Raw genomic sequence first — 20,437 nt, forward strand, 5'->3', positions numbered from 1 at the left:
CTGATTTTTCGGGGTCCGCTGCGCAATTGCAGCAGGGCCACCCATGTGATCGCTCAGGGGCGTTTTCTGGTACAAAACCCCAGACATCCCCTTTGCGTCTTACTGCATACGTACGGAATTTTATGCACCCGATGCTCAATATCGCCATCAAGGCGGCCCGGCGTGCCGGCACCATCATTAATCGTGCCAGCCTGGACTTGGAACGAATCAGCGTAGCTCGAAAGGGGCCGCGCGATTATGTCACGGATGTCGACCGTGCCGCCGAGGAGTCCATCGTCGAAACGCTGCACGCCGCCTATCCCGACCACGCGATCCTGGGTGAGGAGTTCGGTCTGCAGGGCCCTGAACAAGCCGAGTTCCAGTGGATTATCGATCCCCTGGACGGCACGACCAATTTTATCCATGGTTTGCCTAACTACGCCGTCTCGATTGCTCTGACGCAGCGTGGCCAGGTGACGCAGGCCGTGGTTTATGATCCGTCTCGCAACGAGTTGTATACCGCCAGTCGCGGTAGCGGCACGTTTCTGAACGACCGTCGCGTGCGCGTGTCGGGCCGTATACGCTACGCCGAGGCCTTGTTGGGCGCCCACTGGCCCCGTTCGGGCGAGGGAGATACCAACGGTGGCCGTTTTGCCCAAATGACGGAAAACTGCAGCGGCGTGCGCCGCTTGGGGTCGACCGTGCTGGATCTGGCCTATGTCGCGTCAGGTCGTCTGGACGGTTTTTGTGGACTTAAGCTCAAGTCCTGGGATCTGGCCGCCGGCAGCCTGCTGGTCCAGGAGGCCGGTGGACTGGTCGCGGATCTCGACGGCGAGCAAGGCTGGATGGACACCGGCAATGTCCTGGCCGCGAGCCCCAAGATCTTTACGCAGATGCTGGCGGCCCTGCAACCCAAGCAGGGCTAGCCGTTTTCCAGAGCGTGTGGGGCATGTTTTGGCGATGACGCCAACGTGCTGCTTCGCACGCCGCTCGGCGCTGTCGCTGGGGCCTTAGACGCGCCATTTGTGACGCATTTGTCTGTATGTTGCCGGCAAGTGACGCCATTTCCCTGTACGATTGGCAGTTCCGTAATTTTTGGAGCTTTCGATGGAGTGGCTGCAGGATCCTGCCGCGTGGGTCGGCCTGCTTACCCTGGTCGTTCTTGAAATCGTCCTGGGGATTGATAACCTCATTTTCATTGCCATCCTGGCGGACAAGTTGCCTCCGGCGCAGCGCGAGCGCGCGCGCATCGTCGGCCTGTCCCTGGCGCTGCTCATGCGTCTGGGTCTGTTGTCGGTCATGTCATGGCTGGTCACACTGACGGCACCTCTGTTTTCTATTGGGCCACTGACCTTTTCGGGACGGGACCTGATCCTGATGATGGGGGGACTGTTCCTGTTGTTCAAGGGGACACTCGAGCTACACGAACGCATCGAAGGCAAGATCGAGCATGCATCGGGACCACGTGTATATGCCAGCTTTTGGGTTATCGTGACCCAGATCGTCGTGCTGGATGCGGTGTTCTCGCTGGATTCAGTAATTACTGCCGTGGGGATGGTGGATCATTTGGCCATCATGATGATAGCGGTGACCATCGCTATCGGCATCATGCTACTAGCCTCCAAACCGCTGACCCGATTCGTCAATGCACACCCGACCGTGGTCGTGTTGTGCCTGGGTTTTTTGCTGATGATCGGCTTTTCGCTGCTGGCCGAAAGTTTCGGCTTCAAGGTGCCCAAGGGCTATCTCTATGCGGCCATTGGTTTCTCCGTCGCCATCGAGGCGCTCAATCAGGTGGCGCGTCGCAATATATTGCGATTGGACGCGACCCGTCCGATGCGTGACCGCACGGCCGGGGCGGTGCTGCGCATGTTGGGCAAGCGCCCGCCTGCCGACGGGGACGATACGATGACGCTTGGCCCGGATCAGCCCGCTGTGCAGCCCTTCGGCGTCGAAGAGCGCAACATGGTGAGTGGGGTGTTGACACTGGCCGAGCGTCCGATTCAGTCGATCATGACGCCGCGCACCGATGTGTCGTGGATCAATATCGACGACGATGCGCAGACGATCCGTGCCCAGTTGACCGAGGCGCCACACAGCTTTTTTCCGGTGTGCCGAGGTTCGCTGGACGAGGTGATCGGCATCGGGCGCGCCAAGGACCTGGTGGCAGACTTGATCACCGACCGCAGCATTCGTCGTGACCGGCTACGTGATCCGATCATTGTCCACGAGTCCATTGGTATCCTGCGCTTGATGGATACACTGAAACGCTCGCGTGGCCAATTGGTGCTGGTGGCCGATGAGTTTGGCGCGATCGAAGGCCTGGTGACCCCAATCGACGTTTTCGAGGCGATCGCCGGTGAGTTTCCGGACGAGGACGAGTCGCCCGATATCACCCCGCTCGAAGACGATATATGGCGCATCGATGGCGCTGCCGACCTACATCATGTCGAGCAAGTGCTGGAAACCGAAAATTTGCTCGACGACTCGCAAGACTATTCCACGTTGGCGGGCTATTTATTGGCGCGTTTTGGCCATCTGCCCCAACCGGGTGATAGTTGTGACTACGAAGACGCGCACTACCGCTTCCATTTCGAGGTCTTGGCGCTCGATGGGCGTCGTATCTCCTCAGTGCGCGTTAAGCGTGTTTCATTGGTTCCGTCCGAAGACGAGTCCGACGGCGACAATCATTAACCTTTCTTTTTGCTCATACTGTGACCGATAGTACGCTACACCTGATCAAGGCATTCTTCCTCGGCATCATCGAGGGGTTGACCGAATTTATCCCCGTGTCCAGTACGGGGCATCTGATTATCTTCGGTGACTGGATCAGCTTCAGCTCGAGCACGGGCAAGGTATTCGAGGTGGTGATTCAGCTGGGGTCCATCCTGGCGGTGATGTGGGTATTTCGTGCGCGGCTGTGGCAATTGATCCGCGGTACGTTGACCGGCGTACCGACCGAGATGGCCTTTACTCGGAACCTTCTAGTGGCCTTTATTCCGGCCGCCGTCATCGGTGCGATTTTCATCAAGTCCATCAAGCAGGTGTTTTATCATCCGGGCGTCGTTGCCGTGACATTGGTGCTGGGCGGCCTGATCATGTTGTGGGTCGAGCGCAAGACGCACGAGACACCCGGAGACACGCCGGGGGCAGCAGACGACACGGCGTCGGACGAGCGCGCCTCGGCCCGCACGCTGGAGCAGATTACGTGGAAGCAGGCGCTGGGTGTCGGCGTGGCGCAGTGCGTGGCGATGATTCCGGGTACGTCCCGTTCGGGCGCGACGATTATTGGCGGCATGATTGCCGGTATCCAGCGCAAGACGGCGACAGAGTTTTCGTTTTTTCTCGCGATGCCGACGATGCTGGGTGCAGCGGCTTACGACCTGTACCGAAATATCGATTTGTTGAGCCAGCACGATTTGTCCGCCATCGCCGTGGGCTTTTTGGCGGCGTTTCTCAGCGCATTGGTGGTGGTGCGGGCCGTATTGCGCTTTGTGTCAAACCACACGTATCGCGTGTTTGCGTGGTATCGGATTGCGTTAGGGATTGTGGTGGCCGTTTGGCTATCCCTGTTCGCGTAGGCGTCGTCTCAGGTTTCTGGGCGAACGTAAAAACCAAGCACACGTAAAAAAAGCCGGATCGTAATCCGGCTTTTTTTATTGTGCCGACACGACGGACGGCGATCAGGCGTTATCCAGATCGTAGGGAGTCAGTCCGTCGCGGTCGATGATCAGCCAGCCGCCACGGGGCGGGTTGGCGTGATCGCACTCCCAGTCGGGCAATACCCAACGTTCGCAGCGGCGTCCATCGATTTCGAGGACATGCCGGGCGGGGCGATGCGTGTGACCGTGCACGAGAATATTGACCTCTGCCGTCCGAAAAGCCGCTTCGACAGCTTGTGCATTGACGTCCATGATTTCGGCGGACTTCATCTGGTTCGCCGATTGGCTTTCTCCGCGCGCTTGTTGTGCCATGGTCATGCGCTCCGGGATGCTCTTGGCCAGGAATTCTGCCTGCCACCGAGGGTCGCGAACCATCGTCCGAAACTGCTGATAAGCCGTATCGTCCGTACAGTACTCGTCGCCGTGGGTCAGCAGAATGCGGCCGTAGTCCGTCTCCAGCAGTGCAGGTTCAGACAGTAGGTGTGCGCCGAGTGCGTGAGCCAGATCCGTGCCGATCAGGAAATCGCGGTTGCCTCGTCCTAGCCACAGTGGAATGCGCGCAGCGGTACGCTTGAGTCCCTGCAAGGCCGTGGCCAGCCAGGGCGGCGCCACCTGGACGACGTCGTCGCCGATCCAGGCATCAAAGATATCGCCCGGCAAGAGCAGGGCGGCGGCCTCGTCGGCTGCCGCATCCAGAAAGCCCAGAAACGCCTCTGCCGTGGCCGGCGTGGCCGGCCCCAGATGGATATCCGAAGCTAGCCAGACCGGGCCCTGCAACTTGACCTTATTCAATGATTTCGGCCTTCTCGATGATCACGTCTTCAGTGGGGACGTTTTGGTGAAAACCGCTGTTGCCGGTTTTCACTCCCTTGATTTTTTCGACCACGTCGATGCCGTCGGTGACTTCGCCGAACACGGCGTAGCCCCAGCCGTTGGGCGTGGGAGCGGTGAAGTTCAAGAAGTCGTTATTGCCCACATTGATAAAGAACTGGGCAGTCGCCGAGTGCGGATCGCTCGTGCGGGCCATGGCCACGGTGTATTTGTCGTTCTTCAGGCCGTTGTTGGCTTCGTTTTCGATGGGAGCCTGGGTGGGTTTTTGCTTGAGGCCGGCTTCGAAGCCGCCGCCCTGGATCATGAAACCATCGATGACGCGATGGAAAACGGTGCCGTTATAGAAACCGCTCTTGACGTAGCCGAGGAAATTTTCCACTGTCTTGGGCGCTTTTTCCGCATTCAGCGTGATGACGATGTCGCCCTGGTTGGTTTGTAGCTTGACGCGAGGATTGGTGCTCATGGTTTTAGTACCTTCTGTCGTAGAGGGGGTGGATGGGGTTGCGGGCTGAGCGCCGGCAGTGACCGGCACGATCGTGGCCAGGGCAACGCTGCAGGCTGCCAAGCGCAGCAAATGAAGGGGAGAGTAGCGCGAAATCATGGGTGTTGTTTTTCCTTTAGCATGTTTTCGATTTCACGTGCCTTGGTGTCCATGCCAGGCACGCCTTCTTTCGCGGCGTCGCGGTACGTACGTAATGCCATCATGAGCTGAATATCGCCCATGTTGGCCCGCGCAGCCGGATAGTCGGGATTGGCGCGCAACGCCATTTCGAGTGCGTCGTGCGCTTGATCCAGGTCGCCCTGCTGCGCGTACAACGCAGCCAGATTGTTCCAGGGTTCGGGCAATTCTGGAAATTGTGTCGTCATTTCGGTGTAAATATCCACGGCCTCGGTCGTGCGGCCCAGTGCCGCCAGCGCCCGCGCGTGCTGGAACATGAGTTGCACGTCAGTGCCGCGCTGCCCCTCGATCTCGGCCTGGCGTTTCTCGATCATCGACAAGGCTTGCTCAGCGTGGCCATCATTGAGGAGTCGTTCAATATGACTGGTAATCTGCGAGGGCGTGGGATCCAGGCGGGTATCCACACCGGGCTTGAGCGCTTCGAGCAGATTGGCCAGGCCTTTCCAGCCGCCCTCGGGGCGGGGGGGATCCAGTTTTGTGCGTGTCTGGGTGTCGTTGTAGGGCAGATCACCACTACCGCCCATCGCCTGACCCAGGGCAGCGCCGCTTGGCAAGGCAACCAGTACCATGACCAACAATGTCGTACGAGAAAGGCGATTAAAGGTCACGAAGGCATCCGTTTAAAAATGGACCGCGTTGCGCGCGTAACGAGGCCGCTTGCTATACTTGACGACCGCCATTTTAGCCCCGGTTGCGTTCGTGGCTGATCCGCCGATGTTTCTGGCACCGGTGTGGACCGACCCGCGGGACTGACACCGCAAATTATCGAGGCCCATTCAAGCGTCATGCTGCACATCTACAACACGTTATCGCGTACGAAAGAACCTTTCCAGCCGGCTCAGCCGGGCCAGGTGCGCATGTATGTCTGTGGCATGACCGTGTACGACTATTGTCACCTGGGCCACGCGCGCATGCTGGTCGCTTTCGACGTCGTGCAGCGCTGGCTGCGCAGCAGTGGTCTGACGGTCGATTATGTACGCAATATTACCGACATCGACGACAAAATCATCCGCCGCGCGGTGCAGACCCAACGTCGCATTGGCGAGGTCACCGAATACTACATCGCCGCCATGCATGCGGATGAGCGCGCCCTGGGGGTGCAATCGCCCGATCGCGAACCGCGCGCCACACAGTACGTGGGCGAGATGCTGGACATCATCGGCAAGCTCGAGCAAAACGGCCTGGCCTATCGAGCCGACGATGGCGATGTGAACTACGCCGTGCGAGGTTTTGAGGGTTATGGAAAATTGTCGGGCAAGGCATTGGATGATCTGCGCGCCGGCGAGCGCGTAGCTGTCGGTTCGGCCAAGCGCGACCCGCTCGATTTCGTCCTCTGGAAATCCGCAAAGGCCGATGAACCCGAGGACACGAAATGGCCGTCGCCTTATGGCCTGGGTCGTCCCGGCTGGCACATCGAATGTTCCGCGATGAGCAAAGCCCTGCTGGGTTTGCCCCTGGACATCCACGGGGGCGGTCCCGATCTGAAATTTCCGCATCACGAAAACGAAATCGCTCAAACCGAAGGCGCATTTGGCGGCACCCTTGCCAACATCTGGATGCACTGCGGCCCGCTGATGGTCGACTCGGACAAGATGTCCAAGTCCCTGGGCAATTTCCGCACCATCCGGCAGACCATTGCGCAAGGCGAGCCCGCGGCCGATCAGGCGGATTACGCCATCAACCCGCGTGAAGCCGAGATGTTGCGCTTTTTTATCGTGCGCAATCACTATCGCAGCCCGCAAAACTACGCACCGGACAATCTGATCGATGCGCAAAATGCGCTGGATCGCCTGTACCAGGCTTTGCTGAATGTGGCGCCCGACGACAGTCCTGTCGACTGGGAGTCCCCGCAGGCACAGGCCTTCAAGGCCGCGATGGACGACGATTTCAACACTTCGGGGGCGCTTGCCGCCTTGTTCGATCTGGCCTCAGATGCCAACCGCACGCGCAGCACGCACAGTGCCGGTCAGCTCAAAGCGCTGGGCGCCGTGCTGGGGCTGTTGCAACAAGACCCGGCCAGCTACTTTCAGTGCGCCACCCGTTATTCGATGGCCAGTATGAGTCAGGCAGACGCGGCTGCCGACGCGCTGAGCGCCGAGCAAATCGACGCACTGATCGCAGCCCGGGCCGCCGCCAAAGTGGCGCGTGATTACGCCGAGGCTGACCGCATCCGCACGCAGCTACGCGAGGCCGGCATCGAGCTCGATGACAAATCCGGTGGTATCACGCAATGGCGTCGCGCCTGAGGAGCCCCCACTGTCATGTCTACTGCTGATATCGCCATTGCCAAACCCGATTACTGGGAAGAAGCCGTCGCCCATCTCATGCGCCGCGATCGCATTCTGAAAAAAATCATTCCCCAGCATGGCGAGATCTGGTTGACGTCGCGCGGCACGCCCTTTGTGACGCTGGCGCGTGCGATCCTGGGCCAGCAAATCTCCGTCAAGGCCGCTGATACGCTGTGGCAACGGTTTCTGGATACCGTGGGCAAGCGTCCTACCCCCGCGAGCGTACTCAAGGTCGGTGTGTCGGGCATGCGCGAGGCTGGTTTGCCGCAACGCAAGTGCGAATACGTACAAGATTTGGCCGCGCATTTTGGCGAACGTCGCGTGCACCCCGAAAGCTGGGCTGCCATGGAAGACGAAAGCGTGGTCTCTGAGTTGGTCGCCATCCGTGGCATCGGTCGCTGGACGGCCGAAATGTTTTTGATCTTTCACTTGCAGCGCCCCGACGTTCTGCCTCTGGACGATTTGGGGTTGCTTAAAGCGATCTCGTTACACTACTTTAGCGGTGAGCCTGTCTCGCGCTTCGAGGCCCGAGAGGTCTCGTCGGCGTGGCAGCCTTGGCGTACCGTGGCGACCTGGTACCTGTGGCGCAGTCTGGAATCCCAAGCGGTTCAGCACTGATGCAGCACTTGGCACCCAACAACGGAACCCTATTCCATGCGCAATACCTTCCTTGAATTTGAACAACCAATGGCTGAGCTCGAAAACAAAATCGAGCAACTGCGCTATGTCCAGGCTGATTCCGCCGTCGACATTTCCGACGAGATCAGCCGGCTGCAGCAAAAAAGCCAGACGCTGGCCAAGGAAATCTACGGCAAACTGACGCCGTGGCAAACCGCGCTGGTGGCACGCCACCCGCAGCGTCCCTACACCCTCGATTACGTGCGTGAGATCTTCACCGACTACCACGAACTGCACGGCGACCGCATGTATGCGGACGACCAGTCCATCGTCGGCGGGCTCGCGCGGTTCAACGGCGAATCCTGCATGGTCATCGGCCACCAAAAGGGCCGCGACACCAAGGAACGCGCCGCGCGCAACTTCGGCATGCCTCGCCCGGAGGGCTATCGCAAAGCCCTTCGCCTCATGCGCGTTGCCGAAAAATTCAAATTGCCCGTCTTTACCTTCGTCGATACCCCGGGCGCCTACCCCGGCGTCGGTGCCGAAGAGCGCGGGCAATCCGAAGCCATTGGGCACAACATCTACGCTATGGCCGAGCTCAAGGTGCCTGTGATCACCACGATCATCGGCGAGGGCGGCTCGGGCGGCGCCCTGGCCATTGCGGTAGGCAACGCCGTACTGATGCTGCAATACTCCACTTACTCGGTGATTTCTCCCGAGGGCTGCGCATCGATTCTGTGGCGTAGTCCCGACAAGGCATCCGAAGCCGCCGCGGCCTTGGCCATTACGGCCCCTAGTCTGAAAGACCTAGGCTTGGTCGACCGCATCGTCAACGAGCCCGTCGGTGGCGCTCATCGCGACCCGCGCGTCATGGCACGCCTGCTGCGCCGCGCGCTGGGTGACGCTCTGCGTCAATTCCGCGGCATGACTGCCGAGCAACTGGTCGAACAACGCGTACAGCGCCTACTGTCCTACGGAAAATTCCAAGAAGTCCGTAGCTGAGATCGCCGTGTTCCCGTGTCCCGATTTGACCGATGCCCTGCGCAGCCTGTTGCAGGGCGCGGCAAATCCCGTGACACACCTGGCCGTTGCCACCAGCGGCGGCGTTGACTCCGCCATGCTGGCCGCCCACGCCGCCAGCGTCGCGCGAGAGCAGGGCATCCCGCTCGTCCTGTTCCACGTTCACCATGGCTTGCAGCCCGCAGCCGACGGTTGGGCCAACCATGTTCAATCCCTGGGACAGATTCTGAACGTACCTGTCGCTATCACACACGCCCAAGTCGATACCGCTAGTGGCCTGGGCATCGAAGCCGCCGCTCGCGAGGCCCGCTACGCCGCGTTGGCCGCCTTGGCCCGGCAACACGGCGTCCCGCATATCCTGCTCGCTCATCATCAAAACGATCAAGCCGAAACGGTCCTGCTACGCCTGCTACGCGGCACCGGCCCCGACGGCATGGCCGCCATGTCCCCCAGCATGCAACGCGATGGCCTGACTTACCATCGACCCTGGCTAAGCCAACCCCGTGCCCGCATCCTGCAAGCCGCCCAGGCATTCGCCGAGCGCCACGCCTGGCAACCTGTCCAGGACCCCACCAACGCCGACCCTCGCTACACGCGAGCCGCCGTCCGCGAGCTCCTGTCCCCCGTCCTCGACGCCCGCTGGCCCGGCTGGCAATCCCGCCTGGCCAGCCACGCAAGACGCGCCGCCGAGTCCACCAGCATCCTCGATGACGTCGCCGACGATGATCTGGCGACGCTAGACCCCTCCCCAGACGGATTGAGCTTTTCCCTGGCCAAGTGGCGCGAACTCCCGCCCCCTCGCCAGTCCCTGGTCCTGCGCCACTGGCTACGCCGCCACGGCGCCGGCATGCCCACCGAAGCTCGACTGGCAGACCTGCTACGGCAACTCCGCCAACTCCACAGCCTAGGCCACGATCGCCAAATGACTGTCGCCCACGCCCAACATCAAATCCGCTGCCATCGTGGCCGAGTACGACTAGAGCGCCGAAAAAAATAGCGTAAGACACGGCCTGTACGCCAAAATAGCGCCACACTGTCCCCCACAAAACGCCGCTCTCTGCGCAAATCCTAACCACGCGCTAAAATACTAGGCTTTGCCCGCCCTGACGGGGCCGGCTTTCCAGCCAGAGTACGAGATGTCCCTGATCGTTCACAAATATGGCGGTACCTCGATGGGCTCCGTTGAGCGCATCCGCAATGTTGCGCGCCGCGTCGCCAAATGGCATGCCGCCGGCCACCAAGTGGTCGTCGTGCCGTCCGCCATGGCCGGCGAAACCAATCGCCTCTTGAGCTTGGCCCGCGAAATCACGCCTCAGCCGGATCCCCGGGAGCTCGACATGATCGCCGCTACCGGTGAACAAGCCAGCAGTGGGCTGCTCGCCATTGCCTTGCAGACCCAGGGCGTATCTGCTCGCAGCTACACCGGTTGGCAAGTTCCTGTGCGCACCGATTCGTCCTTCACCAAGGCCCGCATCACCGCCATTGACGGCGATCGCATTCGTGCCGACCTTGATGCCGGCCGCGTCGTCATCGTGACCGGCTTTCAGGGCATCGATCCCGACGGACACATCACCACCCTGGGCCGAGGCGGCTCGGACACCTCCGCCGTGGCCGTCGCTGCAGCCCTCGAGGCCCACGAGTGCCTGATTTTCACCGATGTCGATGGCGTCTATACCACTGACCCGCGCGTCGTACCCGAAGCGCGCCGCATGTCGGTAGTATCCTTCGAAGAAATGCTCGAAATGGCCTCGCTGGGCTCCAAGGTGCTGCAAATTCGCGCGGTGGAGTTCGCCGGCAAATACCGTGTCCCCACGCGCGTGTTGTCCTCGCTGACCGACCCGCTCATTCCGCTCGAAGAAGAAATCACTTCGGGCACGCTGATTACTTTTGAGGAAGACGAAAAAATGGAAGCCGCCGTAGTCTCCGGCATCGCCTTCAGCCGCGACGAAGCCAAGATCACCCTGCTGGCCGTGCCTGATACCCCGGGTGTGGCGTACTCCATCCTGGGCCCGGTCGCCGCGGCCAATATCGATGTCGATATGATCGTGCAAAACCAGTCCGTGGCGGGCACCACCGACTTTTCGTTCACGGTCAATCGCAACGAGTTCCAGCGCACCATCGAGTTGCTCAAGCGTGACGTCATCCCGACCGTCAAGGCTCGCGAACTGGTCACCGACGACAAGGTCGCCAAGGTGTCCATTGTCGGTATCGGCATGCGTTCGCACGTGGGCGTGGCCAGCCTGATGTTCCAGACGCTCTCCAAAGAGGGCATCAACATTCAGATGATCAGCACCAGCGAAATCAAGACATCGGTGGTCATCGACGACAAGTACATGGAACTGGCCGTGCGCTCTTTGCACAAGGCTTTTGAACTGGACCAGTCGCCCACCGAAAAGGCCTGATTGCGCGTGAGTTTTGGCATGCGCCATCGGTGCATGTCATAAAAATCATGCTAGAATTGCAAGTTCTGCGGAGACGTGGCCGAGTGGTTGAAGGTACTCCCCTGCTAAGGGAGCATGTGGCTTAAAACTGCATCGAGGGTTCGAATCCCTCCGTCTCCGCCAGAAGAATCAATATTCAGACATTACTCAAAAACCCGCATGAACACTGGTTCTGCGGGTTTTTTGTTGTTTCTTGATAACGCGCCTTTGATACCTGTCAGGGTGTGTCGATTCGGGTACCAGTCTTCTCAAGCGCTGCTTGATGGTACTGCCCGCGCCAGGCGCAGAAACCCCAGCGCTGCGAAACTGATCAGTCCCAGAGCGGCTGTTATCAGAAGCGCATTTACCCCCCATTTTTCGAGACACAAACCGAAGAGCCAGGGGGCCGCCGCCTGAGCAATACGCGCGGGCACCATCAATATCCCTTGCCGCAGGCCATAGCCCTGTGGGCCGAACAGCGCGAGGGGTAATGTGCCTTTTGCAATGGTCAGAATGCCGTTTCCGCCGCCGTGCAAAATGACGAACGCCGAAGCGGCAGGGGCGCCCAATACGAGCAATGTTGCCACGCCCAATGGGTGGCCCAGCGAAGCAAGCCTGGCAGCCAGGAGGGGGTGCATGCGCCGAAGCAACGTGAATTCGAGCGCACGGGCCCCCACCTGTGCAGGGCCCACCAGTGCACCGGCGGCGACCGCGGCCGCCAACGTCGCACCGCTGGCCATCAGGACACCCGGCAAATGGGCTGCCATGGCCGTGCTGGTGAACCAGGTGATAGCAAACACAATGGCCAACAAGATGGACGGCCATAGCGTGGTGGCACCTGCTGTCGATACCGCATCGGCCGTCGTTTTGGGAGTCGTTTCGTCTGGTGCCGGCGCCCGATCGGCGGGATGCGACGGATTGGGTAATAGCGCGTTCAGAGGCAGCGCGACCCCAAGATGCAGCGCCGCCCATGTCAGGCAGGTGCCCCGCCAACCCCAATGCAATTCAAGGTAGGTGGACAATGGCCAGCCCACGGTGCTGGCAAATCCTGCGAGCAGGGTAATGCCGGAGATTGCGCTGCGCGAGTCCTGTCGATAGAGGCGTACCAGGGTGGCAAAGGCGGCCTCGTATAGTCCGCTGCCCATGCCGATACCCAGCAGCGCCCAGGCCAAAAACAGGCTGATTGGCCCCTGAGCGCCTGCCAGGCACGCCAGTCCGCCTGCGAACAGAACATTCGTTGCCATCAATACGGGGCGGCCGCCCCAGCGGTCGATGGCAAGCCCCGCGTAGGGGCCTACCAGTGCCGAAATGAGCAGCGCGACCGAAAATGCGGCAAATACAACCGGCGCATTGATGCCCAACTCACGTGCCATGGGAACGGCGAGCATGGCCGGCAAATAGTAACTCGACGCCCAGGCCAGCGTCTGTGTGACCCCAAGGGCGAGAACAACGTTTCGACGGCCAGCCAGACGCATCAAATTGACCACGGGTTGATTAGGTTGAAGGGCAAAGCATCGCCACTGACTTGTATCACTGTCAAGGCCGTGTCCTGCTCGTGTCCGTCGCACTCACCGAGGTGATCAGAATCACCCAGGGCATTGTTACGCTATTCCTGCGTACGACCGATGCCGTGCAGTTCGCTGTGCAGCGACATGGCGTCCAGCCGATCGAACGGCAGCGATTGGAACAGTTCGATGCGACGCTTCAACATACGCGCCGTGTCGTGAAAGGCCTTCAGACGTTCTTCTTCAGTCCCCTCATGGGCAGCGGGGTCGGGCAGACCCCAATGCGCGGACATCGGGTGTCCTGGCCAGACAGGGCAGACCTCGCCGGCGGCGTTATCGCAGACGGTAAAAATGAAATCGAACTCCGGCGCGCCGGGGGTGGTGAATTCATCCCAGCTCTTGCTGTGATAGCCGTCTGCGGGTAGCGACAACGTTTTCAGCGTGTTCAGGGCCATCGGGTGAACCTCTCCCTTTGGGTGGCTGCCCGCAGAGTAGGCGTGAAATCGCTCACCGGCCAGGCCGTTCATGATGCCTTCGGCCAGGATAGAGCGGGCGGAATTTCCGGTGCAGATGAACAATACGTTGTAAGTCGATTTCGACATGGGTAGTCCCCTAGAAGCAGCGGATAGGTGATTTCGCCTCGCAATGGGTATCGCGTGGCGGTGGGTTGATGGGATTGAAGGTGAGGCAGCAGGCGAAGCGTTTCACGGTTGGTCCTTCGTCAGCAGGAGGGGCGGGTCTTGGAATCGCTGGCTTCGCATGTTTCATCTTGGCAGCAGTGCTCAGTCAGATAGCCCAGCAGCCCATTCATGCGCGAGAAATCGGCGCGATAGATCTGATTGCGGCCTTGCTGTTCGGCGTTGACCAGATTCGCATGCAATAGCTCCTTCAGGTGAAATGACAGCGCATTGCGAGCTACACCTAGCTGGTCCGCCAGGACACTGGGGATAAGTCCTTCTGGGCCCTTCACGACGAGGGCGCGGAATATGCGCAGGCGTTGCGTGTGAGCGAGCGCGCTCAGGGCCGTGATGGTTTGTTCTTCGTTCATAGATCAATAATACAACTGTTATTGAATCAATGGCAACGCTGAAAACGTAATACGGACGGTCGCAAACGGGCGCTGCCTCCTTTGGCACGCAGTCTTGCGCTGCGTGCCTGAGGCCGACACAGTCGGTGTTACCTGTCTGCCTCGGCTTCCTGCGTCGCCTGCCGTTTTCAGCGCGATCCATTCAGGGCGATTTACGGCAGTCAGCGCCTGAGACACGTTCAGACCCAACACGACATGCGATCCGGCACCGGGCGGTACGAATTTCAATGATTTCTGTGTCTGGGCCATCACCACCACCGGTACGTTCAAGGCGGCAGCCATATGCATCGGCCCAGAATCTGGCGTCACCAGGAGGCGCGCCTGAGCCAGCATGGCCGCAAATATTCGCAGAGGCTGAGGCGGGCAAAGCATGCCGTGCGGCAGTACCCCCAGGGCATGCCGCATGTGAGGGACCATCGTCTTTTCTTCGGGGCCAACAAAAACCACGAACCGCTTTCCCATCTGATCCAGGCCTCGTATCAACGCCAGCCAGAAAGAGAGGGGGCAGACTTTGTCTGCATGACCCCCCACAAAAACAGCAACGAACGGCTCTACCTGGCCGTCGCCGTTTGCCACCAGGCCGAGGGCCTGCAATTGGCCGAGCGCGGCCGTCGTTTCCTCATTGGACGCGACCAGTTGGGTCCTGACGGGGCCGATCATTCCCAGCGCTCGCGAGAATGCGGTGCCTGTATCGTAGGCATGGACGATGGGGGCGGTGACCGGAACGTCATACCAGGCAGCGCCGCGTTTTGGCTTGCCCATAACGTAGCGGGCACCGACCAGCCTCGAGGCAACCAGGCCACTCAACGAACTGTTTGCCAACTGCACCGCCAAATCGTAGCGTTGCGCCCGCAAATTGCGCATCATCGAGACGGCACGCCAAGGCCGCAGGATCGCGGACCTGGACATCGCGGCGATGTGATCGACAGGCAGATTCTTGAACAGCACCGCGGTCTTGTCGGTGACGAGGAAGTCTATTGTCGCCCCCGGAAACCGCTCGCGCAGCGGTGCGATGATGGCGGTGCTAAGGATCGCGTTGCCGATGCGGTAGTTAGGACGGATGACAATGATCCTGGAAACGCCTTGTAGCGCTGTAACGGGTATCTCTTGTCTAACCCTGGCAAAGGTACCTAGCAGGCCAAAAACAGTTCTCTTGGCGATTTTTTCTGCCTTCTTGGCAACCCTCTTCATCGCAATTTCCTGCGCCATTGTCAATTTGGCATACAGCACGCGAGAGTGCCCGAGAACTATGACAATAAGAGTGCCGATTCGGGTTCGAACAGCGCAGGTTTTGCAGTACCCTGACAATCGGGATTTGCCTGGTATGCAAAAAGAGTGCTATAGTTTCTTTCTTTGCAGCGCCCGTAGCTCAGTTGGATAGAGTACTTGGCTACGAACCAAGGGGTCGTGGGTTCGAATCCTGCCGGGCGCACCAAATTTAAAAAGGGTCTCCATTGCGAGATCCTTTTTTTTTGGGGGGCTTTCCCCTATGTCTCTACCCACGCAGTAAGTTAGTAAAAAACCCGCCAGACATCGGCGGGTTTTTGCGTCTGGGAGTCAGCGACTGTTACGAGGAGTGGCGTAAACACGCGGACGCCCTCAATTGCGCTAATAATCTCTTCCCATGACTTCGATACGTTCGCCACAAGCCGCTCATTTGCCCCTGGCTGATGGTCATACCGTGCCTGTTTATCGCTGGGTGCCCAATCGGCCCAATGCCTCTAATTTTGGTGATGATCTCGGGCCGATGGTCGTGCGCGCCTTACTTCAGCGGCTTGGGAAACACCATCTACAGGTTATTGATGCGCCACCGAGAGGCCGTTCTAAATTGTTGTCGGTCGGTTCGATTATTCACAATGCGCGCAAGGATGATGTGGTCTGGGGGGCTGGTATCAATGGCAAGTTGTGGCCAACGCATGTGACGGACAACATGGGCATCGTTGTCACCGCAGTGCGTGGCCCCCTTACGCGAGAAGCGCTCAAGGCACGCGGAATCGCATGCCCAGAAATCTATGGCGACCCCGGCCTATTATTTCCTCGTCTGTATGCTGCCGAGATCGAACAGGCCATTGAAAAACGCCGCAGCGCAGGCCCCACCGGGGGAGTCGTCTATATCCCGAACTTGAATGATGAGCGGCTCATATCGACGGATCATCTCGCCCTGACTGCCGATATTCGTATCGTGAGCCCAGGACAGGCGCCCTGCGATGTCGCGGCAGAGATCGCAGTCGCGGATCTCGTGTTGGCCAGTTCGCTGCACGGCCTTGTCCTGGCCGAGGCGCTTGGTATGCCGGTTCGCCCGATTGCCAGTCTGTTTGAACCGGCATTCAAGTATCTGGATTATTTTCTAGGTACAGGCAGACCATCTGCAGTATTTTCGACGTCAATTCCGCAAGCGCTAGAATCCCCCGATCTGGCTGAGCCGGTCTTCGATTCCCGTGCGCTGATGAATGCTTTTCCGCATGACATGCTGGATATCGCTTAGGGTAGGTGACGGGGGCTTCGAATGGCTCGAGCCACATTGGCGCACGACTATCTGGCGCACATTTTTTTTGGGCTAAGCCAACGCCGGATAGCCGGTCCGCAGATACGTCTGTGGCGGTACGCCCAGTGCTCGTCGGAACATGGCGCTGAAGGCGCTGGGGCTGCGGTAGCCGAGTTCGGCGGCGACGCGCGCAATCGGTTGGCCCAGCGATAGGCGATGCAGGGCATCGGCCAGACGCACCTGCTGCACCCATTGCCGATAGTTCAACCCCAGTTCCGCCTGGAATAGCCGGATTACGGTGCGGCCACTGGCACCCACTTCATCTCCCCAATCGTGTACGGTGCGATTCAGGTTGGGTTGCGCCAGAATGGCGCGGCAAACAGTTTGCAGGCGTCGATCATGTGGCCAGGGAATCTGAATCGGAATGACGGGCGCGGCCTGCAGCTCGGTCAGCAGCAGGGTCGCGATTTGGCCGCCGCGGCCCTCGAGGGCGTATTCAACGGGTTCGGCAGCCAGGGCCAGAATCAGCTCGCGCAGCAACCCTGATACCTCGATCACCTGGCAACGGTTCCACAGCGCGTGGGCCGCATCGGCATGCACATACAGGGTGCGCATCAGTACGGTGCCTACCATCTGAATGCCGTGCGTGGTACCCGGCGGCACCCACAGTGCGCGCAGCGGTGGCAGGATCCAGAAGCCGTCGGGCGAACTGACGCGCATCGCGCCTTCAACGGCATAGATCAATTGGCCTCGCGGATGGCTGTGCGGGCCTGTCGTGTCGCTCGGGACAAAGTCCTTGGCCATCGCCGTGACTCTGCGCGGCACATGCTGATAGTCATTGGCATCAAGGCTGCGCGTGGGGTCCAGCGACGGAGGCGGGCGACGAGGCATGTTGACGATGTCACTTTTGCGATAAATATTGGCACTTTCGTGTGTTTCGGACTTTATACACTGTTTGTGGGCACCATTCATTCAGTTGCGCGTTCGCGTGAGAGATCTAGTATTAGGTGCAGGAAGGGCAGGTGTTTCATCGCCTGTCTGGTTGATGGTTGTCTTTCTTTGGTATTTGCTGCTACGTCATGACTTCCCCGCAAGCTGTCAGTTCCGACCCCGTTTCCGTCGTGTCCGCGTCCGTTAAACCGACGTCATCGACCTCGTATAAGGTCCTGGGCGCCATCAGTGTGGCCCACATGATGAATGACATGATCCAGTCGATCTTGTTAGCCATCTATCCCATGCTGAAGGATTCGTTTAACTTGAGCTTTGGAGAGATCGGGCTCATCACGCTGACTTATCAGCTTGCCGCCTCACTGCTTCAACCGTGGATCGGTTTGTATACCGATAAACGACCCACAACGTATTCGCTGCCCGTCGGCATGGCCTTTACGTTGGTGGGCTTGGTGTTGCTGGCGTATGCCCCGTCTTTGCCCTATTTGTTGGTGGCCGCCGCCATGGTCGGCACAGGTTCGTCGATATTCCATCCCGAGTCCTCACGCGTTGCCCGCATGGCGTCGGGCGGTCGACATGGCTTGGCGCAGTCGCTGTTTCAGGTAGGGGGCAATGTGGGCTCGGCGCTTGGCCCCTTGCTCGCCGCGTTGATCATCATTCCGCACGGGCAAACCAGCGTGGCCTGGTTTTCTCTGGCGGCCTTGTTTGGCATTGTCGTGCTGGTCGGTATCGGGCGCTGGTACGGTGCAAATCGCGCGTTGCTCAAACCCAAGGCCCGAACAGCCGGGTCCGTCACGACGCTCAGGCGCGGACAAGTCCTCGGCGCGTTGGGGATTCTGGGGATACTGATCTTCTCCAAGTATTTTTATCTGGCTAGCCTGAACAGCTATTTCACGTTCTACCTGATCGACCGCTTTGATTTGTCGGTACGCAGCGCGCAACTGTATTTGTTCCTGTTCCTGGCGGCGGTCGCCGTGGGGACGGTGGCGGGTGGCCCAGTGGGTGACCGCGTCGGCCGCAAGCTTGTCATTTGGGTCTCGATTTTGGGCGTTGCGCCGTTTACCTTGCTCTTGCCGCACGCCAATTTGTTTTGGACTGGCGTACTGGTGGTGATCATCGGCGTCATTCTGGCCTCGGCGTTTTCGGCTATCGTGGTCTACGCGCAGGAATTGGTCCCCAATCGGGTGGGCATGATTGCAGGCCTGTTCTTCGGGTTGGCCTTCGGCATGGGCGGGCTGGGTGCCGCCGCCTTGGGCAAGCTGGCGGACGTCACGAGTATTACCTACGTCTACCAGGTCTGCGCCTATTTGCCTCTACTGGGACTGGTCGCATTTTGGCTGCCGGATATCGAAGGCAAAAGACGCCCTCGTGTGACTGTTCCCCCCCAAGGTGCATCCCCGAGGTAGAAAACGACGGTACCGACGACGCGCATCGTCTTTCTGGCAGAGACGCCGCCCCAGCGACTCCACTGGACAACTCAAAAATATCAGTTATAATTTCGCCTCTTTATCAGCGCCCGTAGCTCAGTTGGATAGAGTACTTGGCTACGAACCAAGGGGTCGTGGGTTCGAATCCTGCCGGGCGCACCAAATTTAAAAAAGGGTCTCCATTGCGAGGCCCTTTTTTTCGTCTGTTGCACGATGGCGTTGTCGTGAGTATTGTGTCTCAGCCCCTAGAGGCTAAAGAGCCGGCTTTTGAAATAGCGTCAGGCCTTTCGAACAGACCAAGGAGACAACGCGTTCATGCTACCCGATCTGACTTCGCTCGTTTTGCTGCGCCACGCTGTCGATACGCGCAGCTTGTCCAAATCGGCCGAGCGCATGCATATCACGTTGTCGGCTGCCAGTCGTCGTATTTCGTTGTTGGAACATCAGTTTGGCATTGAGTTCTTTGGCCGCCCTCCGGGTGGCGGTATCGAGCCCACGCCCGCGGGCGCCATCGTGGCGAGAGGGGTCGACAAGGTTTTGCAAGAGGTCGACCGGATGCAGCGAGAGCTGGCCGAGTATGTCGGCGGCATACGAGGTAGTGTGCGGCTGTATGTTAATACAACGGCTATGGCGCAAGGCCTGCCGCAAGAGCTGGCACGCTTCAGCGCCTCGCGTCCGAATATCCGGATCGATGTGCGTGAACGACGCAGCGCCAGTATTCCGTCTTTCATCCACGAGGGGGCAGGCGATATCGGTATTGTGATGGAGGGCGCGCTCATCGATGATCTGGCGGTGCGCGAATACAAGGTTGATCGGTTGTGTGTCATCGTTCCCGAGGACCATCCCCTGGATGTCGAGAGCGTCGCGTTCGAGGAGTTGCTGGATTACGACTTCATCGGGCTCGATACCAACGCCTTGCAGACAGAGCGCATGCTGTCGGCCGCTACCGTCCATGGTAAGAACCTGAAGCTGCGCGCGCAGACACAGAGCTTCGAAGCGCTGTGCCGGATGGTCGAAGCCGGTATGGGAATAGGCGTGCTGTCGAGCGCGGCCGCGCGTAGCTATATTCCGAGCCTGCGCATCAGGATGATCGCGCTGGCTGATGCGTGGGCCGAGCGCAAAATCCTGCTGTGCACGCGCCCTGGCGAGCTCGAACGACCCGCCGAGGAATTACTGTCGTTTTTGATCAATTCGCAAGTCGCCAGTGTGTTGCAGGGCGACGGCTGACCTGGCCGGCAACCCGAGGCCACACCTCGGTGCAATAGCCCTTCGAGTTTCGTTAATGGCTATTGATCAAATCGCACTTGTCGCGGGATTAGACGTCGATATACTGCCTGCAGAGACAACGATTTTCGTCATGCCAGATTCAGATTTCTGCAGCGCCCGCAGCGACGGTTGCGGTGTTCGCCGACGAAGATCAAATCACTAACGGACATCCACGGCCGGGAGTCCGATTTCCCCAACGCATATATCAGGTGGCGCATTGCC

At 59.6% G+C, this 20,437-nt stretch carries 19 protein-coding genes and 3 tRNA genes; 14 read left to right on the plus strand and 8 right to left on the minus strand.

The window, feature by feature from the left end:
- Window positions 1–122: 122 nt before the first annotated feature.
- The 3 genes from ACYVDM_RS24690 (at window position 123) to ACYVDM_RS24700 (ending at window position 3,560) form a co-directional block, all read left to right on the plus strand.
- Window positions 123–905 carry an inositol monophosphatase family protein gene (locus ACYVDM_RS24690; RefSeq protein ID WP_415792616.1) on the plus strand — a complete coding sequence of 261 codons (783 nt, stop codon included), beginning with the start codon at window positions 123–125 and terminating at the stop codon, window positions 903–905.
- Between the two features lie 181 nt (window positions 906–1,086).
- Window positions 1,087–2,673 (plus strand): TerC family protein, encoded by a 1,587-nt coding sequence (locus ACYVDM_RS24695; RefSeq protein ID WP_415792617.1) that lies wholly within the window; start codon window positions 1,087–1,089, stop codon window positions 2,671–2,673.
- Window positions 2,674–2,693: 20 nt separating this feature from the next.
- On the plus strand, window positions 2,694–3,560 hold the full coding sequence (locus ACYVDM_RS24700; RefSeq protein WP_415792618.1) for an undecaprenyl-diphosphate phosphatase: 867 nt from the start codon (window positions 2,694–2,696) through the stop codon (window positions 3,558–3,560).
- 102 nt (window positions 3,561–3,662) lie between these two features.
- On the opposite strand, the gene ACYVDM_RS24705 is transcribed toward ACYVDM_RS24700, so the two are convergent.
- From ACYVDM_RS24705 to ACYVDM_RS24715, 3 genes are read right to left on the minus strand one after another with little or no spacing between them, the layout of a single operon-like run.
- Window positions 3,663–4,433, minus strand: a complete 771-nt coding sequence (locus ACYVDM_RS24705) for a UDP-2,3-diacylglucosamine diphosphatase (RefSeq protein WP_415792619.1) — start codon at window positions 4,431–4,433, stop codon at window positions 3,663–3,665.
- Window positions 4,426–5,073 carry a peptidylprolyl isomerase gene (locus ACYVDM_RS24710; protein ID WP_415792620.1) on the minus strand — a complete coding sequence of 216 codons (648 nt, stop codon included), beginning with the start codon at window positions 5,071–5,073 and terminating at the stop codon, window positions 4,426–4,428. The genes ACYVDM_RS24705 and ACYVDM_RS24710 overlap by 8 nt, the downstream gene beginning before the upstream one ends.
- Window positions 5,070–5,720: a tetratricopeptide repeat protein gene (locus ACYVDM_RS24715; protein WP_415792686.1), complete on the minus strand. Its 651-nt coding sequence runs from the start codon at window positions 5,718–5,720 to the stop codon at window positions 5,070–5,072. Before ACYVDM_RS24715 ends, ACYVDM_RS24710 begins: the two co-directional genes overlap by 4 nt.
- A gap of 216 nt (window positions 5,721–5,936) precedes the next feature.
- On the opposite strand from ACYVDM_RS24715, the gene cysS reads away from it, so the two are divergent.
- The 6 genes from cysS to ACYVDM_RS24745 all read left to right on the plus strand — a co-directional run bounded on the left by cysS (window position 5,937) and on the right by ACYVDM_RS24745 (window position 11,641).
- Window positions 5,937–7,397, plus strand: a complete 1,461-nt coding sequence (gene cysS, locus ACYVDM_RS24720) for a cysteine--tRNA ligase (RefSeq protein WP_415792687.1) — start codon at window positions 5,937–5,939, stop codon at window positions 7,395–7,397.
- Between the two features lie 15 nt (window positions 7,398–7,412).
- The gene (locus ACYVDM_RS24725; RefSeq protein WP_415792621.1) at window positions 7,413–8,057 is read left to right on the plus strand and encodes a DNA-3-methyladenine glycosylase family protein; all 645 of its coding nucleotides are present in this window, start codon (window positions 7,413–7,415) and stop codon (window positions 8,055–8,057) included.
- A 36-nt stretch (window positions 8,058–8,093) separates the two neighbouring features.
- Window positions 8,094–9,059, plus strand: a complete 966-nt coding sequence (locus tag ACYVDM_RS24730) for an acetyl-CoA carboxylase carboxyltransferase subunit alpha (protein WP_415792622.1) — start codon at window positions 8,094–8,096, stop codon at window positions 9,057–9,059.
- A gap of 7 nt (window positions 9,060–9,066) precedes the next feature.
- Window positions 9,067–10,074: a tRNA lysidine(34) synthetase TilS gene (gene tilS, locus ACYVDM_RS24735; protein WP_415792623.1), complete on the plus strand. Its 1,008-nt coding sequence runs from the start codon at window positions 9,067–9,069 to the stop codon at window positions 10,072–10,074.
- Window positions 10,075–10,213: 139 nt separating this feature from the next.
- Entirely contained in the window at window positions 10,214–11,479 is a 1,266-nt protein-coding gene (locus tag ACYVDM_RS24740; RefSeq protein ID WP_415792624.1) for an aspartate kinase, read from the plus strand.
- Between the two features lie 69 nt (window positions 11,480–11,548).
- Window positions 11,549–11,641: transfer RNA gene (locus ACYVDM_RS24745), tRNA-Ser, on the plus strand.
- A 125-nt stretch (window positions 11,642–11,766) separates the two neighbouring features.
- Here ACYVDM_RS24745 and ACYVDM_RS24750 read toward each other — a convergent pair.
- The 4 genes from ACYVDM_RS24750 to ACYVDM_RS24765 all read right to left on the minus strand — a co-directional run bounded on the left by ACYVDM_RS24750 (window position 11,767) and on the right by ACYVDM_RS24765 (window position 15,280).
- Complete coding sequence (locus ACYVDM_RS24750; protein WP_415792625.1) at window positions 11,767–12,972, minus strand: MFS transporter; 1,206 nt, start codon at window positions 12,970–12,972, stop codon at window positions 11,767–11,769.
- A 131-nt stretch (window positions 12,973–13,103) separates the two neighbouring features.
- Window positions 13,104–13,604 carry an arsenate reductase ArsC gene (locus ACYVDM_RS24755; protein ID WP_415792626.1) on the minus strand — a complete coding sequence of 167 codons (501 nt, stop codon included), beginning with the start codon at window positions 13,602–13,604 and terminating at the stop codon, window positions 13,104–13,106.
- Window positions 13,605–13,723: 119 nt separating this feature from the next.
- Window positions 13,724–14,050, minus strand: coding sequence for an ArsR/SmtB family transcription factor (locus ACYVDM_RS24760; protein WP_415792627.1), 327 nt, complete (start codon window positions 14,048–14,050; stop codon window positions 13,724–13,726).
- 18 nt (window positions 14,051–14,068) lie between these two features.
- Window positions 14,069–15,280, minus strand: coding sequence for a glycosyltransferase family 9 protein (locus ACYVDM_RS24765; protein WP_415792628.1), 1,212 nt, complete (start codon window positions 15,278–15,280; stop codon window positions 14,069–14,071).
- Between the two features lie 167 nt (window positions 15,281–15,447).
- On the opposite strand from ACYVDM_RS24765, the gene ACYVDM_RS24770 reads away from it, so the two are divergent.
- Both ACYVDM_RS24770 and ACYVDM_RS24775 read left to right on the plus strand, forming a co-directional pair.
- Window positions 15,448–15,524 (plus strand) — tRNA-Arg (locus tag ACYVDM_RS24770).
- A gap of 189 nt (window positions 15,525–15,713) precedes the next feature.
- A complete protein-coding gene (locus tag ACYVDM_RS24775; RefSeq protein ID WP_415792629.1) occupies window positions 15,714–16,574 on the plus strand; it encodes a polysaccharide pyruvyl transferase family protein in 861 nt (286 codons plus the stop codon).
- A gap of 72 nt (window positions 16,575–16,646) precedes the next feature.
- Here ACYVDM_RS24775 and ACYVDM_RS24780 read toward each other — a convergent pair whose 3' ends face one another.
- The gene (locus tag ACYVDM_RS24780; RefSeq protein WP_415792630.1) at window positions 16,647–17,465 is read right to left on the minus strand and encodes an AraC family transcriptional regulator; all 819 of its coding nucleotides are present in this window, start codon (window positions 17,463–17,465) and stop codon (window positions 16,647–16,649) included.
- Window positions 17,466–17,653: 188 nt separating this feature from the next.
- Here ACYVDM_RS24780 and ACYVDM_RS24785 point away from each other — a divergent pair, with 188 nt between their 5' ends.
- The 3 genes from ACYVDM_RS24785 to ACYVDM_RS24795 all read left to right on the plus strand — a co-directional run bounded on the left by ACYVDM_RS24785 (window position 17,654) and on the right by ACYVDM_RS24795 (window position 20,176).
- Window positions 17,654–18,928 carry an MFS transporter gene (locus ACYVDM_RS24785; RefSeq protein WP_415792631.1) on the plus strand — a complete coding sequence of 425 codons (1,275 nt, stop codon included), beginning with the start codon at window positions 17,654–17,656 and terminating at the stop codon, window positions 18,926–18,928.
- A 106-nt stretch (window positions 18,929–19,034) separates the two neighbouring features.
- Window positions 19,035–19,111 (plus strand) — tRNA-Arg (locus ACYVDM_RS24790).
- A 153-nt stretch (window positions 19,112–19,264) separates the two neighbouring features.
- Complete coding sequence (locus ACYVDM_RS24795) at window positions 19,265–20,176, plus strand: LysR substrate-binding domain-containing protein (RefSeq protein WP_415792632.1); 912 nt, start codon at window positions 19,265–19,267, stop codon at window positions 20,174–20,176.
- Window positions 20,177–20,437 lie beyond the last annotated feature (261 nt).

This window comes from Bordetella tumulicola, assembly GCF_054779135.1.

What these genes read in the sequence shown, in the direction of transcription:
- ACYVDM_RS24690 (WP_415792616.1), top strand. Translation starts at nt 123, where the DNA reads ATGCACCCGATGCTCAATATCGCCATCAAGGCGGCCCGGCGTGCCGGC.
- ACYVDM_RS24695 (WP_415792617.1), top strand. Translation starts at nt 1,087, where the DNA reads ATGGAGTGGCTGCAGGATCCTGCCGCGTGGGTCGGCCTGCTTACCCTG.
- ACYVDM_RS24710 (WP_415792620.1), bottom strand. Translation starts at nt 5,073, where the DNA reads ATGATTTCGCGCTACTCTCCCCTTCATTTGCTGCGCTTGGCAGCCTGC.
- ACYVDM_RS24715 (WP_415792686.1), bottom strand. Translation starts at nt 5,720, where the DNA reads ATGGTACTGGTTGCCTTGCCAAGCGGCGCTGCCCTGGGTCAGGCGATG.
- cysS (WP_415792687.1), top strand. Translation starts at nt 5,937, where the DNA reads ATGCTGCACATCTACAACACGTTATCGCGTACGAAAGAACCTTTCCAG.
- ACYVDM_RS24725 (WP_415792621.1), top strand. Translation starts at nt 7,413, where the DNA reads ATGTCTACTGCTGATATCGCCATTGCCAAACCCGATTACTGGGAAGAA.
- ACYVDM_RS24730 (WP_415792622.1), top strand. Translation starts at nt 8,094, where the DNA reads ATGCGCAATACCTTCCTTGAATTTGAACAACCAATGGCTGAGCTCGAA.
- ACYVDM_RS24740 (WP_415792624.1), top strand. Translation starts at nt 10,214, where the DNA reads ATGTCCCTGATCGTTCACAAATATGGCGGTACCTCGATGGGCTCCGTT.
- ACYVDM_RS24750 (WP_415792625.1), bottom strand. Translation starts at nt 12,972, where the DNA reads ATGCGTCTGGCTGGCCGTCGAAACGTTGTTCTCGCCCTTGGGGTCACA.
- ACYVDM_RS24755 (WP_415792626.1), bottom strand. Translation starts at nt 13,604, where the DNA reads ATGTCGAAATCGACTTACAACGTATTGTTCATCTGCACCGGAAATTCC.
- ACYVDM_RS24760 (WP_415792627.1), bottom strand. Translation starts at nt 14,050, where the DNA reads ATGAACGAAGAACAAACCATCACGGCCCTGAGCGCGCTCGCTCACACG.
- ACYVDM_RS24765 (WP_415792628.1), bottom strand. Translation starts at nt 15,280, where the DNA reads ATGAAGAGGGTTGCCAAGAAGGCAGAAAAAATCGCCAAGAGAACTGTT.
- ACYVDM_RS24775 (WP_415792629.1), top strand. Translation starts at nt 15,714, where the DNA reads ATGACTTCGATACGTTCGCCACAAGCCGCTCATTTGCCCCTGGCTGAT.
- ACYVDM_RS24780 (WP_415792630.1), bottom strand. Translation starts at nt 17,465, where the DNA reads ATGCCTCGTCGCCCGCCTCCGTCGCTGGACCCCACGCGCAGCCTTGAT.
- ACYVDM_RS24785 (WP_415792631.1), top strand. Translation starts at nt 17,654, where the DNA reads ATGACTTCCCCGCAAGCTGTCAGTTCCGACCCCGTTTCCGTCGTGTCC.
- ACYVDM_RS24795 (WP_415792632.1), top strand. Translation starts at nt 19,265, where the DNA reads ATGCTACCCGATCTGACTTCGCTCGTTTTGCTGCGCCACGCTGTCGAT.